This window comes from Streptomyces sp. SAS_272 (genome assembly GCF_052543235.1).
The window spans coordinates 71,414-87,429 of the sequence record NZ_JBMNDR010000009.1 but is presented as its reverse complement, the minus strand read 5'-3'; the positions used below and the strand labels follow the sequence as shown (position 1 = coordinate 87,429).

Sequence of the window (16,016 nt, the reverse complement as noted above, 5' to 3'; positions counted from 1 at the left end):
TGAGGATCTGTTGCACGGGCGTGCAGCTCGAAGGTGGCGATGACGAGCGCCGATTGGCACCACGTGCAGACCGTTACCCCAGTTGGTTCGGATGAAATTCTTCGCTGCTGCGGCGCCTGGCGACGGCTGCCTGTGTGCGTCGACACGAGATGCCGTGCGCTCGCTCCAGCCAGCGCAGCAGCTCCTGCAACTGGCTGACCAGCACCAGCAGGTGTTCGTACGCGAGGTCCGCCCGCGGCCGGGAGTTGGAGCGGGCCTCGGTCCGCTCAATCAGCTCGTGGAGTTCGGAGCGTTCCCTGTCGCCGAGCGCTGCGGCGAGGGTGCGGGCGTGCGGGATCAGGGTGGGGGCGAGCTCCTTCAGTGTGGTGAGAGTGTCGGCGACGGCACGTGGGGCGGAGACGATGCCCCGGTTCGCGATGCTGTCCAGCTCCCGTCGCGTCTCGACCAACAGCGCGGACACGTCCGTGTCGGTCGTACGTACGGCGGGAGTTGTGCTGGTCATGGAGGTGCTCCGTGTCGGTTGAGTGGGAGATGGGGTGGGAAGGTCGTGGCGCGTGATCTGTTCCACGGTTAGCCGCGCTGTCGGCAGGCTCCACTCGACGGGTGGAGCTTGGACAGGCGGCAGGCAGATAGGCGGTCGGGGTTCCCCGAAGTTGGTTGTGGTGTTTGAGGGCGCGGGTGCCTGGGAGTTAGGCGGCTGTGCTGGTGGGGAGGAAGAGCGAGGTTTTGGCGGCGAGTCGTTCGGACCACTGGATGGGAGGGGCGCCGAGCTCGGTTTCGGCTAGACGTTGGCGCTGGACCTCGCCGGTTCCGGCGGGGGAGTAGGTGTGCTGGACGTCCCGCCAGAGCCGCTGGAGGGGGTAGTCCGTTCGTAGGGCGTGGGCTCCGTGCAGTTCCATGGCGTCCTGGCCGGATTCGACGGCCCATTTGTGGTTGAGGTACTTGGAGTTGATGAGTTCGCCGTCGCAGCTCTGGCCGTGGTCGAGCATGTGTACGGCCTGGTGGGCGAGTTCGCGGCAGGCCATCAGCCGGGACTTCATGGCACCGATCCGGTCACGCAGAACGGGCAGGTCGGCGAGGGTGCCGTTGTAGCGGCGGCGTCCCTCAAGGAAGCTGGCGGCGCATTCCATGATCGCTTCGTGGATGCCGAGGGATACCGCGGCGAGGTTGGGCCGGCCGTAGAGGATGCTGCTGCTGTAGGCGATGTCTTTGCCGTCGCCTACTTCGCCGATCACGTTGGCTTCGGGTATTCGTACGCCGTCGAAGGTGAGCTTGCCGAAGCTGAAGCCGTGGAGGCCGAGGGCGGGCCGGTGCGGTTCGACGGTCAGTCCGGCGCGGTCGTGTTCGACGAGGAAGGCGGTCAGGGCGCGGGAGTTGGCCTTCTCGGCGGAGGCGGTGCGGGCTACGACGCAGTGGATGTGGGCGATGTGGCTGTTGCCGATGTGGACCTTGCTGCCGTCGATGATCCAGTCGCTGCCGTCGCGGCGGGCGGTGGTCTCCAGGCCGAGCACATGGCTGCCGGTCTCCTCTTCGGTCACCGCGATCGACAGCAGCGTGTCCCCGGAGGAGATCTGGGGCAGCAGCAGAGCCTTCTGCTCGTCGCTGCCGAAGTGGATGATCATTGATACGGGCAGTTGGCTCGCCTGCAGGACGGCGCCGGCCGCGCCTGATGCCCGCGCCACGCTCTGGATCATGAGGGTCTTGGCGAGATGTCCCGCATGCATACCACCGTACTGGCGCGGGATCGTGGCGCCGAACCATCCCTGCTCGGCCATGAGCAGGGCCAGGTCGCGTTCCACGGAGTGAGGGGAGGACTCCATGCGCTGGACTCGGGGGGTGACTTCCGCAGCGGCGAACTCGTCGAACTGCTGGACCAGGGCTTCGTAGTCGGGCGTGACCGGAGTCGTGGACGACATCGTGGGCATCGTTGTCTCCCCCTCGGGGTGGTGGTCGCGGCTGGTGCGGCCGGGCGCGCGGGTGTTGCTACGAGCTGGTACGCCGGTAGAACTCGGTCATGAAGAGGTCGCGGTAGTGGTCGATGAGCGTCCACAGCGGGCGACCTTCCGAGCGGTTGCGCGGCTCGGTGCCGACCACGCAGACCGTGCCCCAGACATGGTTCGTGCGCTCGTCGATGAGAGGGGCTCCCCCGTACACGCGGACCCCGATCTCGTCGACGACCGAGTTGCCGGCGAACTCGTCGAAATCGAGGACATCGGTCAGGACCAGCGAGCCCCGGCGCTGGACGACGTGCGGGCAAAAGCCGTGCGTCAGCGGCATGGTGCGGCCCACCACGGGCAGTTCGCCTCCGGAGGGGTTGGCGAGACCGAGGAAGAACTGCTCGCTGCCGACCCAGTTGAGCATGGCGTACGGAGTGCCGGCCGCGTTGGCGACCTGTTGGGCGAAGGCGTCGAACGCGCCCACGGGCGGAGCCGTGGGGTCGAAGAATTCGGGCAGGTGGCTCTGCCAGTCGATGTCGTGGCCGGCGGTGGACAGGAGGTCGGACGGAGCGTGGGAGTTCACAGCTGTGCTCCTTGAAGGACGGTGGCAGGGGAATGTGGGCGGGTGAGTGCGTGGTCGATGAGATGGGCGAGTACGCCGGCCGCGTCCGCCCTCTTGCGGGCATCGCACAGCACGACCGGAACCGTGGCTGGCAGGGCGAGAGCGGCTGAGACTTCGTCGGGGTCGTAGCGGCAGGCGTCGTCGAACTCGTTCACGGCGACGATGATGGGCAGGCCGCGTCGCTCGAAGTAGTCGACCGCGGGAAAGCTTTCGTCGAGGCGGCGGGTGTCGACGAGGACGATCGCGGCGAGGGCTCCTCGGGTGAGTTCGTCCCACATGAACCAGAACCGGGTCTGCCCTGGGGTGCCGAACAGCATCAGCACGGTGTTCAGCTGGGGGAAGGTGATCCGGCCGAAGTCCATGCCGACGGTGGTCGCCTTCTTGTCGAGCAGCAGCGTGAGGTCGTCCACGCCCTCGGAGGCGGCCGTCATCACGGCCTCGGTACGCAGCGGGGTGATCTCGGAGACGGCGCCCACAAACGTGGTCTTGCCGACCCCGAACCCGCCGGCGACAACGATCTTGACGGAGGTGGCATTCGCGCCGCCGAGCCGGCGTGGCAGCCCGAGGTCAGAGCTTGAGGAGTCCATTGCGAAGGGCCTTTAGGAGAGCAACGTCGGGAAGGTCAGTGGAGCCCGTGGTGGTCACGGCACTCAGCGCACCGATGTCGATCAGCCGGGACATGAGAATCCTGGTGATCTGGAAGGGCAAGCCGATCAGGGCGCCGATCTCAGCGACGGCCAGGGGCTGCTCCCGGCACAACGCCATCGCCTGTTCGACTTCCGGCGGCTGGCCCGCAGGCGGTTCTCCCTCGGCCCACAGCAGCGTCTCGATCTGCAAGTCGTGCGTGTGCTTGGTCTGGCCGCCGGTCAGGACATAGAGGCTGGGGGCCTCGGTGTCCTCGACGGTCCAGGCCGGGCTGCTTGCGGACGCCATCTCACTGGCCGTCACCGGAAGGAGCCCCGCCCACACGTGCCTCTATGGTCAGCAACTCGCCCATCCGCTTGATCAGGTCGACCATCGCGAAACCGACGGCTCCCTCGTCCGCGCGGGTGTTGGTCAGCACACCCAGCACGCTTTCGACCTTTTTCGGGTCGCGTCCCGCATTTCGCGCCACTACGGACGGGGGGCTCCCGGCACTCATGATGAACAGCAGGAAGCTGCTCTTCCTGATGAGGACCTGTTCGACACGGCCCTCGCCGTCGTCGACTCCGTGAGCGATCGAGTACAGGCCGTTGATCACCGCGGCCAGACGGTCCGCCAGTTTGCCGTCCATGCTCGGTCCCGCGTGAGCCAGCCGCAGACCGTCCTGCGTGCCGAGCAGGACGCCCGTCACATCGGGCAGCTGGGCCAAGTCGTTGAGGAGCTCGTCCACAACCACATCCGGCTGTGCTGCCGTCGAGTCGGTGGTCATTCCAATTCTCCGTATCTCCGTACGCTGTACGGACTGGTGCTCAGGCGCGAAGCGAGGCACGAAGGATGTGTGGGGCGCGTTGCGGGGGTCAGCTCGCGCTCCCCTTTGGCGGTCGTGCCTCGCTGTCTGCCGCGGCTTGTTCCGCGCGATGCACGCCTTGGGTGAAATTGCTGACGAAGGCCGGATCCGGCGGCGGGAGCGGGATGGGGGTGGCCTCTGGCTCGGCAGGGGCCGCGCGCTCATGGACCGTTGCTTGTGGTGTTCGCTGCGGCAACCGGGGGCGAGTGTCAGGTGTTGCGCCGAGTGGCGGCGCTGGCGTGGTCGCTGTCGAGGCGACGGGTCGCCGCTCAGGGGCAGGCCGCGCGTCACGGTAAGGCAGTGGCGCCGTCCCCGCTGGGACTGGGGCCGGAGGACTGGGCCGAGGACCGCCGGACGGCCGAGGACTGGGGTGCCTCGTGAGTTGCGCTGCCGGGACCGGTGTGGCGGCAACGTACGCGTGAGCCTGTGACGGTGCCGCCGGCTCGTTCTGCCAGAGCAGGAGTTTGTCCGGCATCACCACGAGCGCCGTGATCCCGTGCATGAGATTCTTCTGCAGTCGCACTTGGATGCCGTACCGGCGGGCGAGTTTGGCCACCACGAGCAACCCGGTCTGGCGCTGGGCCAGTTGCTCGGCCAGGTCCGTGTCCTGGGGATCGGCCAACATCCGGTTGCAGCGATCGAGTTCGCCCTGGGCCATGCCTATGCCCCGGTCCTCGATCTCCACGGCCAGACCCGCGGTGACCCTCGTCGCGCGCACGACGACTTTGCTGTCCGGCGGGGAGCAGAGAGTGGCGTTCTCCTCCAACTCGGCCAGCAGGTGGATCAGATCGGGACCGGCGAAGCCCGGTATCTGCACATCCAGGGTGGATGTGTGCATGCGGACCCGGGCGTACTTCTCGATTTCCCCCGACGCGCCGCGCAGCAGGTCCACCAGCCCGATCGGCTGGTTCAGCGTGCGCGCCTTCACACCACCCAGCACCGCCAGCCGTCCAGCCGACCGGCGCATGCGCTTGAGCAGGTTGTTGACGTCGAACACGCGATACAGCACGTCCGGGTCCTGGACCTGCTTGGTCAGCTCCGTCACGATGCCGAGCGCGCGTACGAGCAGCAGGGTCAAGCCCCCGGCCAGATAGACAAGCGCCTGCGTCAGTTCCGTCTGCCGCCCGTTCACCACCGCCCGCCACGTATCTGCGTGCAACTGGAACAGAGCGGCCTCGGTTTCATTCCACGGGTTGCCCCCGGAGTTCGCCTGCGCTGTGGAGAAGTCGGGAGGGGAAGGCCGCTCGCCCCGGTCGATCTGCTCCAGAGCATCGCTGATGCTCTTGCGTCCTTCGTCCACGCCAGCTTGGAAGTGCCGCAGCCAGCCATGCACTGAATCGCTGTACTCGCTGCGCTGCCGGTGCAGCTCAGCCGCCGTGCGAACTGCCATCCAGTCCGCGGAGACCAGCACGGCCAGGCCGGCGGCTGCTGCCACGGCCCCGATGATCCAGCCATCCACATGGACGCGTGCCGTCGTGCCGACGGCAGCCGCCGTACACAAGATCGCCGCGACGAAGAGGGCGGGCACGAGTACCAGAAGCCGCAGCCGCAGATGCAGCCCTTTCTCGGTGCGTAGGGGCTCGGCGCCGCGCGCACGTCGGCGCTGGCCACGTCGGTGACCGATGGGTCGCGGGCGTGACTGATCAGACATTGGTGACCTCGAAGAACGTGGTCCTGACAGGGAGGAGGGAATGGCCGGCAGGGAACGAGCGAGCAGCGCACCCGCACCGGGCGCGGGGACCGCAGCGTGCAGGCCGGGATTCGGGTGGGAGTGGCCGCCGGGGCACGCGCGCCAGACCGCAGCCGACGGGGGAGGCGGCGTACGGCCCGGGTCCACGGGGGTGCCCCGGCGGCCGGTCTATATACGGATCCCGCTGATCGTCTCGACCGCACTCTGCACGATGCGGCTGATGGACGGAGCGAGCGAGCTGTCGTGGAGATAGAAGCCGAGGAGCACGGCCGCTATTGCGTGGCCGGCCTTGAGGCCGCCTTTGCGGATCAGCAGCCACACCATGACGGCCAGCACAACAACCAGGGAGACAGTGATGCTCACGGAATTGGGTTTCTGCTGGGCGAGTGCGTCCGAGGGGCCCCGCGCTGCCAATCGGGTCGGCGGCAATGACCCGCGAAGCCTTGGCGCGCCTGAAGGATGGCGCACATGCGCAGCTGGTGACCGAATTGGTCCGTGCGCGGCCGAGATGGGCCGTCATACCGGCTAAGGCGGGAAACGGGGCAGGCACGATGTCCTCCGGGGGCGCAGACTTGTCGTCTCGCGTCATGTCCGCGACGCCCGGGTGACCGTTTCCGGCCTTCGTTGATTTTACAGGTAAACCAGGGAAGTAATCGATGCTCTCAGGTCAGAAGCCTGTGAAAAATGCATGGCGCACAAGGGTGTTGGCACCCAGAACGGGAAATACCGCTGCGCTGCATGTTCGGTGATGCTGGTCAACCGGACTGAATTCTCTCCATTGCTGTGGTGACATCGTCGGCTCAACTCCTGCGGGGCCAGTCGACGACGAGGCGGCTGCAGGGCTTGTCCATGACGAAGCGCGGTTCGGAGGCTGTCAGTTGGTTGCGGGCGTCACCAACGGCCATGCAGAAGCTTGGGTCGGGTGAGCCGTTGCCCCAGCTTTGGTTCCACTCGCTGATTTCGGTGGCGACCTGGTCGGCTACTTCCGAGGCGCGCGGGCCGTGGCCGATGACGCCGATCTGCCAGAACGTGCCGTGCTCGTCCTCGCCTTCCCGCTTCGTGAGGTACGCCAAGGAGTCATTGTCGAGTGCGGTCATCGAGCCCCAGCCGAAGTTCGGGATGAGGCCGGAGCGGGACCCCGGCATCCGGGACAGGCCGTTCGGCAGCACGTATGCCAGATACAGGTAGAGCCACTCGTAGGAGTCGCCCTTGCGGAACTTCACGTTGGTGTAGATCTCGGCTGGGGGCTGGTCCAGGACGGTGCGGATCGCCTCGCGGTCGACGTTCTGCTCGCTGTAGGTCTCCAAGCGCACGTCGCCGTCACCTGCCATGTCGACCATGGTTCGGACGTCGTTGCAGACGCCCTTGCGCAGGGGGACGAACGTCATCATCTCGGTGGAGACCGTCCGCCAGGTCTGGCCGTCGCGTTCAAACGCGAAGCTGCGGGAGATGCTGCCGCGAATCCGCATCGGGATGACGAGGCGTCCACCTGGGGCGAGCTGGTCGAGAATCCGCACGGGGATGTCCCCGACGCCGACCGTGAACTGGATGCGGTCGAAGGGCGCATGTTCGGGCAGACCGGCGGCGCCGTCGCCCAGTGCGACTGTGACGTTTGCGGCCGCGGCCTGCGCGAGGTTCTTCCGCGCGCCATCGACGAGGTCCTGGTCGACATCCACGGTCCACACATGGCCTTCGAGAGCTACGAGATCTGACAGCAGCCGGGCGTTGTAACCAGTGCCGGCCCCAGCTTCGAGGATCTTGTGGCCGGGCTGGGCGCCCAGTTGTTCGAGCTGGGTGGCGACGATGGAGGGTGCGGAGATACAGGAAAGCATCGCGCCCGTCGCGTCGTGCTTGATCGCCACGGCGTCGTCGACGCAGGCGCTCTGAAGGTCGACACCAGGGAGGAACCGGTGGCGATCGGTGCCCCGGAACGCGGCGATGACTTCCGGGGTCCGCAGGTGGCCGCTGTCGACGAGGCGGCTCACGAGCTCATTCCGCCATACGGCGGGATCGGTGACGGGCGTCACGGTGGTCTCCATTCGCGCGAGGTTAGGGGCTGGCGGGGTGGAACGACGGGGAGGCGCGTCGGTGGCTTGCGCCTCCACACAGGCGACATGGCGGCGCAGCCGATGGCCCAGCCTCCTGCTGGTCGGAAGCACTCAGGTGTGGTCGAAGGCGGCGATTGCGTGGCGGGTGAGAGCGGCACGCGTCCCACGCCCCCAGAGCATCGGTGGTCGTTGCATCAGCTGACGCCTGGCCCTCTCGCATGCGGCGATACACCTCCCTCCTCAGTGAGGCACTGAGCGAGGCTCGCCCCAGCCGTGCTGACAGCCCGCATCAACGTGGACAGCACCGATTCCGGCAGGGTGCCCCGGCCGAGGCCGCCGTCGTGGACGATCGCCTCCAGCTCGTGGCGTGACCACTCGTCAGCCGGTGGAGCGGGGTGGCGGAGGATTTCGCGTGCTGCGTACGCGTCCCGCGCCTGTGTGGTGTCGCTGACGATCGCGTCGTACAGGGGGCGTGCGAGGACTTCGCAGCCTTCCGGCGCCAGGTCGATCGCCGCCAGGGCCAGCCGCACCCGGAACATGCGCAGGTGTGGCGGGTCCGGCTCCAGCGCATCCCGCACGGCGAGTGCCGTAGCGGCGAACCCTCTTGCTGTGGCGCGGCCCGCAAGGTGGTCGGCGTAGTGGCGGAGGATCTGCGCGACGGCTTCCTCCCACGGCTCCGTGATCGTGGCCTTGTCGATCAGGGAGTTGGCCGTGTCCAGAGCGTCCGTATGCAGGTTCGCCACGATGCGTGCTTGCCTGCTGCCGTACAGCCGCTCGGGCCGCTCGTCGTAGGCGGTCGCGTGTTCTGCCGCCTCATGCCATTGGCCGGCGGCGACCAGGAGCCGGGTGCCGTCGTCGAGCAAGAGGTCGTGGAGCCAGGGCTGGATGTGGTCCAAGGTGGCTTCGGTGGTGAAGCCCGTGAGGTCGATGGCCTGTCCGTGGACGGTCACGGTGCCGCCGTCACGGGCGGCGCGGTGCACCTTCATGAGCTGCTGATAGGCGGCCTGAGGGTCGCCCGTTCGGGCGGTCAGTCGTACGAGGTTGACGATGGGCTGGAGGCTGGCGATGGCGGTGTCCCCGGTGACGGGCCATGCTGCCTGGAAGAGACGGAGCTGACGCCGGCAGAGGTCTGTCGCCAGGTCGGTCAGCCCGCAGTCGGAGGCGATCAGTGCGGACAGGTTCCAGGTGGCGCATGCGAGGTTGATCCGGTCGAGGAGAGGTCCGTCCTGCGCCGACTTCTCCCCGCAGGTGCGGACTTCGTCGATCCGCGCGGCGAAGCTGGGGTAGACGAGGTGGGACCGGCTGACCAGGGGGAAGCGCTTGGAGAGCCGACGGAGCCTTGCCTGTGGGTGCTGTGGCGGCGCGGTCATGGCATCGGCCTGTCCGTGGGGTCAGCGGGATGCAGGATCGCGGTATGTGCCGCGTGAGCGAGAACGCTCTGGGTGCGGGCGGGCAGGCCGATCCGGTTCCAGTGGAAGATCACGTGGTAGGAGATGACCTCGCGCAGGCCGCGGTCGAGGGCTCCGTCCCGGGCGGCTGTGCCGAGGTCTCTTCCGGCCTGCCGAAACGCGCTCACCCAGTCGGCGGCGGGCTTGAGGGTGCGGTCCGACTGGAGCATGGGACCAGAGGGGCTGGTGTCAGCGATGAGCAACTGTCGGAGGCTGTCGGCCATGGCGTGGATTTTGGCGGCCGGTACGTCTGAGGGAAGGGGCCGTTCCCGGGTGACGCGGTGCCACACGTCTCCTTGCTCGTACCACTCCAGTCCGGCGGCGCGCATCAGGGTGGCGCACAGCAGCAGTGACAACTCCCGGCGGCCCAGCTCGCCATGAGCTGTGGTGAGGATGGCGTGGCTGTCGGCGTGGAACAGGGTGTGGGCGATGGTCATGCTGGTGTCGCCGCCGAACGCTGCGGTTTCGGGTTCGTAGATGCCGGGCCACCAGCGGTGGACTTGTCCGGCGGCCGTGAGTTTGTCGAGCATGTCGGTCAGTGCCAGGGGGAGTTGCGTCCCGAAGGCCGGGAGCAGCCGCATCCGCCAGCACGGGTGCTTACGGATGAACCACCACCCGGTGATCAGGCCGTCCTGTTGGGCCTGGTCCAGGACGGGGGCGATGTGGTCGGCGGCCGTCTGCTCGGCCTTGGCCCAGTCGGTGAACTGGATGTACAGCTGACGCCATGCCGGGGGCCCCGCCTGTTGGGCGAGGGCCTGTTGCCCGGCCTGCTGGTAGACGGCGACGGCGGCGTCCAGGTCCGTGAGCTCGAGTCCGGCGCGGGCTGCGGCGGTGTCCGTGTCGGTGCCGGCCAGGACGTCCAGCACGGCGTTCAGGGTCGCTTCCAGGCGGACGGGCTGGATCAGTCGATCAGTAGGCATGCGTCCCATCCCGAGGTCGGCGCAGCGTCGTGGGCTGCGGTGGTCAGGGCGAGGGCGGTGCCCGCGTCGCCTTGCAGGAGGCCGGCGTCGCGGCAGGGATGGGCGTGCCGGGTCAGGGCGGCGGCCAGGTCGGGCAGGGTGGCGCGCAGGGCCGGGGTGGCGGCGTCGTGGGCGGCGCGGAAGGCGGTCTGGTAGACGCCCGCCCAGCCGTGGCACAGGCCGGCGTCGGTGATCTTGGACAGCTGATCGGGATCGGTCAGGCAGCGGACCAGGGCGTCCTCGTACAGGCGCTGGCGATCCGGGTCGCGGCGGGCGAGGGCGGCGAGCTGCCCGGCGCGGGCGATGCCGGGGGTGCCGTAGCACCAGCTGGGCCGTGCCGGGCCTTGCTGGGCGGGACGGCCGGCGTGGACTTCACCGAGGCGGAGGTGCTCGGGCCACCAGGATCCGGCGGGGCCGTCCTGCCGCCACGTATCGAGCCAGTGAAGGATGGTGTCGACGGCGTCTTCCTGACCGTCGACCCTCACGCCTTGGCGCAGGGCGCGGGCAAGGAGCAGCAGCGGGCCGGTAATCCCGTGGGCGGCTCCGAAGTTGGCGTGGCCGGCGGGAACGGTGGACGGGGTGAGGTCGGGCTGGTGATCGACCCACCAGCCGGGCAGCATCCCCTGGTCACCGTGCCGGATGGGGCGGGTCAGCCGTACGAGGTAGGCCAGGACGCGCGCCATCGCGGCGCCGGACGGAGACCGGCGCAGCAGGTACGCGCCGATGCCGGTGAGCCCGTAAAAGATGTCGTACTCGCGGAAGTTGGCTGGACGCCCGTAGCGCATACGAGTCCGAGCCGCGTCGCACCTGCGGTGGGCGAGTTGAGCCACGTGGTGGTCCAGGGCTGCCAGCGCGTCCTGATACCGGGGCGCCTCGGCGGTGACGGCGCAGTCAAGCATGAACGCTGCCGCAGGCGCCCCCAGGTACAGGCCGCTGGTGTCGGCGGCGCTGACGGTGGTGGCGACGGCGGTCTTGATCCAGGGGTGTGCCTGCTGCCAGGTGCCGTCTCCGGTACGGGCGCGTTCGATGTGCAGGAGCGCAGATCCCGCGGCGCCGGCGGCCAGGTCCTGAGCCGCCCAGGGCTGGTCTTGGGGCGGCGGGACGGGGGTGGCCAGGTGGAGGGCGATTGCGTCCGCCAGCAGGGCCGGGCTGGTTGCGGTGGTCATGGCTGCCGCTCCCGGTGTCGCAGGGCGCAGGCCCTGGCGAGCCTGCCGGTGGCGCGTTCGCGATCGGGGTCGACGGGCAGCGCCCGCACGCAGTGCTCGTGGAGCAGCGACAGCAGCACGCTGTCGGAGTTGTGCCCGGTGGCCAGCTGCTGCCGGTAGGCGGTCAGGGCGGCAGCGCGCTGCCGCCAGGCGGCGGCGACCTCGGGGCCGCCCCGCAGGGCTTGGAGAGCGGTGTGCTCGGGATCGGCCAGAGCCTGGGCCAGGGCGATTCGATCCCGAGGTATGGGGCCGCGTTCTTGAGGGAGAGTGCGGGTCAGCCAGTCCGACGCCTGATCTGCGTCGCCGATGAACCGCACCGTCAGGTCGAACATGCTCGCAGCCGTCAGGGCCTGCCCCGTGGCGGCGTCATCCGCAGCGGCACGGATCTGCGCCACGCCGGCGGCCGAGTCCGCGGCGAACACCAGGTGCGCGGCGTCCAGAGCGGGGCCGTGCCCGTACGGGCCGGTCTGAGGCGGGTAGGTGGCCAACTCCAGGCGGGACGCCAGACGTTGGCTGCTGAGGGCGTCTGCCCAGCCGGTGACCAGTTGGGCGGCCGGACCGAAGGCGGCTGAATCGGGAAGGCGCAGGTACAGATCCAAATGCTGGTCGGAGGCCGGGCGGGTTGTGTCGCGATGGCGCCTGAACCACCAGAGCGGCATGGTGGTGAACTGGTCGAGCAGAGTGGGCAGGTGGCCGGTCAGGATCTCGTCGTAGCGCTGGGGGTGCGCGAACAGACGGGCATACAGGACGGTGGGCTGGCTGGGCGCGGGGGCGGCGGCAGCGGCCTCCGGCAGGCGGGGCGGGGCGGCGGGGGTGGAGTTCGCCAGAGGGATCAGGAGCTCGTGGGGGCGGCCGATCCATGCCCAGTCCCGCGCAGTGGTGCTTTCGCGCAGTTCGACAACGCGGTTGCGGTCCACGCCGGCGCGCAGCAGCGCCCGGTGGATGCGCTGGTCCAGGTCGAGGGGCAGCTGCTGGCCGTCTTCGACCAGAGCAAGGCGATCGGGGACGCAGAGCCGTTCGCGCCATCGGGCCAGTGCCTTGTCCCAGTCGGCCATGGGGGCGGACCGGCCGGGCAGTTCCTCGGCGGACAGCAACCAACGGGTAGGCGCGAGGATCGTCCGCTTGTACCGCACGCGTGGCAGGTAGGGCAGGGTGGCGGCGACGCCGAAGGTGAACGCCCGGTAGGCGGCATTGCGGGCGGTGGTGATCTCCGCCAGGAACCTGGCGAGCGGCGGTGTGTGGATGGACGCTTCCAGCGCATGGGTGACGCGAGGCTCGATCTGCTGCCCCGTGGACCTGCGCACCAGATAGAAACGGCGGGTATCCGCAGTCACCGCCAGGTCGTCGAACGTGATCACGCCGGGGCCGGGCTCGTGGTGCTGGCCGAGAGGGATGGTGAAGGGCAGGACCTGCACGGTGCGGGCGATGTTCTCGTTGCGGCGCCGGCGAGGGGTGAACGACAGCTGCGCCGCGATGGCGCCGGGGCCGGCGGTCGCGTACGAGTCGGTGAGCGCGGTCTGAGCGGACGGCGGGAGCAGGTGCGCGAACCGGCCGAGCATGCTGCTGCCGGGGCGGGGGGCTCCGGTGACCAGCAGCCGGTAGTCGCCGCCCTGCACGGCCTCCAGAGTGGGGGCGTGGATCTCCACGGCGATCTCAGCCCGGGGCACGGGCAGCAGCGGTTCGGTGTGGCCGGCGGTCAGGTCGGCGATCGTCGCCCGGGTGAGGACCAGCTCACGCCTCCCACCGAGCATCGCCTCCTGGAGCAGGCGCAGGATCTTCTCGTCCCGGTCGGTCACCTCATATGGCGGGCGGGCGCGCTCGGAGCCCAGGAAGCCCGCGGGCAGGCCGAGGCCGCTGTCCGCGACCAAATCCAGTACGGGCACGAGGGCCTCGTTGCCGTACCGGTCCAGGAACCGCTGGTGGTAGTCGCGCCATTGCGGATACCCGTACGGATGAGGCGACAGCTGGTGCATGACCCCGGCTGCCTCGGCGGCTTCGGACAGGAGGGCTTCGGGGATGTAGGCGGTGCAGTCCAGTGCGGCGTCGACCAGCAGCGGGACGCGCCCGGTGGAACTCACATGCTGCATGCTCTGCGTCAGCGGGTCGCCGAGCGTCCAAGGGGCGACGGTGTCCGGGTGATTCAAACCACCCCGGATCGAAGCGAGCTGGGAGGCCAGCTCTGCGATGTCGGGTATGCCGGTGGCGTCTGCTTTCTCCAGCTCATCGCATAGGTGGGCGAGCGTGTCGACGGACGTCATCGGGGGCCACAGGCTGCTGATCAGGATGTGCTTGCTCAGTAGGTCGGAGATCAGTCCGGCGAGCTGCTCGGGGCGTGCGGTGGGGAACTGCCCGGACAGACGGTGCACGAGCAGCTCGTACGGGATCGGGGTGCGGGCAGCCTCCAGCACGGCGGCCACGGGCCGGGTGAGGCGGACCGACAGCTCGATGGGGGCGTAGCCGGAGGTGTGCGCGTCAGTCGGCATCCCGTCCACCACATGCCGGTTGCCGCGGGAGCGGCCGGTGTTGTTGGTCACGACCGTCAGCCGGGCCAGCAGAGCGGGGTGGCTCTCCAGGCGGGTAATGACGTCCGTCAGCCAGTCGGAGTCAGGCCGCAGAACAGTCCGGTACCCCTCACCCCACAGAATGTGGGCGGCTTGAGTGGGCTCAGCGGGGGCGACGCCGGCGAAAACCCCGAACGGGGTGGGCCGGTGGTTCCACCGCAGGAGGTAGGCGGCAACAGACCGGACGGCCCGCCTGATACGGCGGTCGTCGGTGACGGTGCCGTTCAGGATCTCGGCGACGCGCTGGCACAGGACGGGGCTGGCTGCGGACAGCGCCGTCGGCACTGGAGCGCGCCATACCTCCTCCAGCCACTGCCGACCGCGGATCGTGGCGTCGTCGCCGTGCAGGTCAAAGTCCGGCACAGGGATCGGCCGGGAAACGGTGGAGGCGCGCAGCAGCATTCCAGGCTGCCACTGATACGTGAGGGGTACTCCGTGGGCCACCGGTGTCCCTTCCTGTTGTGGGGTGCGCGGACGGAGGGTGCCGGGGCGGCAGCGATGATCGGCTGTCGCCCCGGCGGACGCCACGTGTCAGGCGGCGTCCTCGATGGAGGACTGGCAGGCGCTGGCCCCGTTCACGCAGGTGTTGCCGCAGCCGTCGCTGGTGGGGCACATGAAGACGGTGAGGGGGCTCTCGGAGATGACGACCTTGATGTCCAGCTCGAAGTCGTCGTCGGCGAGGCCGTCGACCGGCAGCACGGCCGGGGCGGTGGGGTGGTCGAGTACGGCAGTGGTCATGCGATCACTCTCTTTGTCCGATGGGATGGTGCAGAACACCCTGGCCCAGCGCCGCGGTTCAGACGGACGGCCAGGAGATCGAAATCCGGCTGTGCCTCTTGTCGATGATCCGGTCGCCGGTGATCCGGTCATCGGGCGTGCCCGCCGCGTAGACGGCGATGCGCGGGCCGTCAGCGCCGCGGACCTTCTCGCCCCAGGTGCGGAGGACGTCGGCGATTCGCTCAGCGAACTCGGCCGCGTCGGGCCCGAAGGCGTGGACGCCGTACTCTGCGGTCTTCTTCTCGGTGTCGCGGCGCACCACGGTGTAGGCGAAGTGCGGCCCGTCGATGGCGACCATGGACCAGATGTTGCCCGTGGGGCCGATCTTGCCGGTGGTCAACTCGGGGTTGGTGGACATGAAGCAGAACTTGGGAACCTGTGTGGACAGGTACATCTGGAGGGTGCCGATCGGCTCCTGGCTGGCGACGGTCACCCCGGTCCACGTCTCGGCGCGGGCGCTGTTCAGGACGCCGTCCAGCAGAGAGGGGTTGGCGGGCAAGCCCTCGTCGAAGCGCAGCGTGACGCCCTCCTCTCCGGGGAGCTGCATGACCTGCTGCGTGTGGGAGCCGGCGCCCTGTGCCGCCACGAAACCGCACACGTGGGCGCTGGTGGCGACGAGGTGGTCAGCCTGCCGGACGAACCCGTAGGTGCGGGTCAAGCCGTTGATGCGCAGCGGTACGACGAGCCGGCCGTCGTCCTTGAGCTGGTCGATCCAGGCGGGCGGGATGTCCCAGGCGCCGACCGTCACCACGATCGCGTCGTAGGGGGCGTTCTCGGGAAGGCCGTTCTCGGCGTCGGCGACGACGACGTTGACGTCCGTGTAGCCGGTCTCGGTGAGGAACCGCTTGGCTCGGTCGGCGGGCGCGGGGTCGATGTCGACGGTGGTGACCTGACCGGTGGGCCCGACCAGCTCCGCGAGGTAGGCAGCGTTCGGCCCATTGGTGCCGATCTCCAGCACGTTGTCACCCGGCCGGATGCCGGCCTGCTCCAGCTGCATCGCCTGGATCTGCGGAGCAGACACCGAGCTGGTGTGATTGCCGTGCTCGTCCTCCTGTGTGATCACGGCGTTGTACGTGCTGTATGCGTCCTCCAGCGACGCCTCCGGCACGGCAAGGTGCCGGGGCACCTTGCGCATGGCGGCCTCGACCGCGGGCGACACGATCGTGCCGTCCTCCTTGAGCTGGTCGACGACCTTGTTGCGAAGCCGGGTGGCTTCGTCGGGGGCCAGGGTCACATCGGTCATAGAGGGGTTCCTTACGGGGCCTCGTGCGCCTTCGCCT

General features: G+C 68.9%; 15 protein-coding genes. All 15 read right to left on the bottom strand.

The window, feature by feature from the left end; genetic code table 11:
• Window positions 1-73 precede the first annotated feature (73 nt).
• Window positions 74-502, bottom strand: a complete 429-nt coding sequence (locus ACN6LD_RS08915; RefSeq protein WP_445034631.1) for a hypothetical protein — start codon at window positions 500-502, stop codon at window positions 74-76.
• 187 nt (window positions 503-689) lie between these two features.
• The gene (locus ACN6LD_RS08910; RefSeq protein WP_445042836.1) at window positions 690-1,916 is read right to left on the bottom strand and encodes an acyl-CoA dehydrogenase family protein; all 1,227 of its coding nucleotides are present in this window, start codon (window positions 1,914-1,916) and stop codon (window positions 690-692) included.
• Between the two features lie 67 nt (window positions 1,917-1,983).
• Complete coding sequence (locus tag ACN6LD_RS08905; RefSeq protein WP_107446620.1) at window positions 1,984-2,520, bottom strand: GAF domain-containing protein; 537 nt, start codon at window positions 2,518-2,520, stop codon at window positions 1,984-1,986.
• Window positions 2,517-3,146: a GTP-binding protein gene (locus tag ACN6LD_RS08900; RefSeq protein ID WP_445034629.1), complete on the bottom strand. Its 630-nt coding sequence runs from the start codon at window positions 3,144-3,146 to the stop codon at window positions 2,517-2,519. The genes ACN6LD_RS08905 and ACN6LD_RS08900 overlap by 4 nt, the downstream gene beginning before the upstream one ends.
• A complete protein-coding gene (locus ACN6LD_RS08895; RefSeq protein WP_445034628.1) occupies window positions 3,127-3,492 on the bottom strand; it encodes a DUF742 domain-containing protein in 366 nt (121 codons plus the stop codon). The genes ACN6LD_RS08900 and ACN6LD_RS08895 overlap by 20 nt, the downstream gene beginning before the upstream one ends.
• A 1-nt stretch (window position 3,493) precedes the next feature.
• Window positions 3,494-3,970: a roadblock/LC7 domain-containing protein gene (locus tag ACN6LD_RS08890; RefSeq protein WP_445034627.1), complete on the bottom strand. Its 477-nt coding sequence runs from the start codon at window positions 3,968-3,970 to the stop codon at window positions 3,494-3,496.
• Window positions 3,971-4,058: 88 nt separating this feature from the next.
• Window positions 4,059-5,576, bottom strand: a complete 1,518-nt coding sequence (locus ACN6LD_RS08885) for an ATP-binding protein (RefSeq protein ID WP_445034626.1) — start codon at window positions 5,574-5,576, stop codon at window positions 4,059-4,061.
• A gap of 330 nt (window positions 5,577-5,906) precedes the next feature.
• Window positions 5,907-6,101 carry a hypothetical protein gene (locus ACN6LD_RS08880; protein ID WP_445034625.1) on the bottom strand — a complete coding sequence of 65 codons (195 nt, stop codon included), beginning with the start codon at window positions 6,099-6,101 and terminating at the stop codon, window positions 5,907-5,909.
• A 437-nt stretch (window positions 6,102-6,538) separates the two neighbouring features.
• The gene (fxlM, locus tag ACN6LD_RS08875) at window positions 6,539-7,777 is read right to left on the bottom strand and encodes a methyltransferase, FxLD system (protein ID WP_445034624.1); all 1,239 of its coding nucleotides are present in this window, start codon (window positions 7,775-7,777) and stop codon (window positions 6,539-6,541) included.
• 203 nt (window positions 7,778-7,980) lie between these two features.
• Window positions 7,981-9,156, bottom strand: a complete 1,176-nt coding sequence (locus ACN6LD_RS08870) for a hypothetical protein (RefSeq protein WP_445034623.1) — start codon at window positions 9,154-9,156, stop codon at window positions 7,981-7,983.
• Window positions 9,153-10,154, bottom strand: coding sequence for a thiopeptide-type bacteriocin biosynthesis protein (locus tag ACN6LD_RS08865; protein ID WP_445034622.1), 1,002 nt, complete (start codon window positions 10,152-10,154; stop codon window positions 9,153-9,155). Before ACN6LD_RS08865 ends, ACN6LD_RS08870 begins: the two co-directional genes overlap by 4 nt.
• The gene (locus ACN6LD_RS08860) at window positions 10,136-11,359 is read right to left on the bottom strand and encodes a lanthionine synthetase C family protein (RefSeq protein ID WP_445034621.1); all 1,224 of its coding nucleotides are present in this window, start codon (window positions 11,357-11,359) and stop codon (window positions 10,136-10,138) included. The genes ACN6LD_RS08865 and ACN6LD_RS08860 overlap by 19 nt, the downstream gene beginning before the upstream one ends.
• The gene (locus ACN6LD_RS08855) at window positions 11,356-14,403 is read right to left on the bottom strand and encodes a lantibiotic dehydratase (RefSeq protein ID WP_445042835.1); all 3,048 of its coding nucleotides are present in this window, start codon (window positions 14,401-14,403) and stop codon (window positions 11,356-11,358) included. Before ACN6LD_RS08855 ends, ACN6LD_RS08860 begins: the two co-directional genes overlap by 4 nt.
• An 87-nt stretch (window positions 14,404-14,490) precedes the next feature.
• Entirely contained in the window at window positions 14,491-14,697 is a 207-nt protein-coding gene (locus ACN6LD_RS08850; protein WP_127177387.1) for an FxLD family lanthipeptide, read from the bottom strand.
• Between the two features lie 58 nt (window positions 14,698-14,755).
• On the bottom strand, window positions 14,756-15,979 hold the full coding sequence (gene fxlM / locus ACN6LD_RS08845; protein WP_445042834.1) for a methyltransferase, FxLD system: 1,224 nt from the start codon (window positions 15,977-15,979) through the stop codon (window positions 14,756-14,758).
• Window positions 15,980-16,016: the final 37 nt, after the last annotated feature.

Excerpts from the sequence above, each read along its gene's own strand:
- ACN6LD_RS08915 (WP_445034631.1), bottom strand. The coding sequence starts at position 502 with ATGACCAGCACAACTCCCGCCGTACGTACGACCGACACGGACGTGTCC.
- ACN6LD_RS08910 (WP_445042836.1), bottom strand. The coding sequence starts at position 1,916 with ATGTCGTCCACGACTCCGGTCACGCCCGACTACGAAGCCCTGGTCCAG.
- ACN6LD_RS08900 (WP_445034629.1), bottom strand. The coding sequence starts at position 3,146 with ATGGACTCCTCAAGCTCTGACCTCGGGCTGCCACGCCGGCTCGGCGGC.
- ACN6LD_RS08895 (WP_445034628.1), bottom strand. The coding sequence starts at position 3,492 with ATGGCGTCCGCAAGCAGCCCGGCCTGGACCGTCGAGGACACCGAGGCC.
- ACN6LD_RS08890 (WP_445034627.1), bottom strand. The coding sequence starts at position 3,970 with ATGACCACCGACTCGACGGCAGCACAGCCGGATGTGGTTGTGGACGAG.
- fxlM (WP_445034624.1), bottom strand. The coding sequence starts at position 7,777 with ATGGAGACCACCGTGACGCCCGTCACCGATCCCGCCGTATGGCGGAAT.
- ACN6LD_RS08870 (WP_445034623.1), bottom strand. The coding sequence starts at position 9,156 with ATGACCGCGCCGCCACAGCACCCACAGGCAAGGCTCCGTCGGCTCTCC.
- ACN6LD_RS08865 (WP_445034622.1), bottom strand. The coding sequence starts at position 10,154 with ATGCCTACTGATCGACTGATCCAGCCCGTCCGCCTGGAAGCGACCCTG.
- ACN6LD_RS08860 (WP_445034621.1), bottom strand. The coding sequence starts at position 11,359 with ATGACCACCGCAACCAGCCCGGCCCTGCTGGCGGACGCAATCGCCCTC.
- ACN6LD_RS08850 (WP_127177387.1), bottom strand. The coding sequence starts at position 14,697 with ATGACCACTGCCGTACTCGACCACCCCACCGCCCCGGCCGTGCTGCCG.
- fxlM (WP_445042834.1), bottom strand. The coding sequence starts at position 15,979 with ATGACCGATGTGACCCTGGCCCCCGACGAAGCCACCCGGCTTCGCAAC.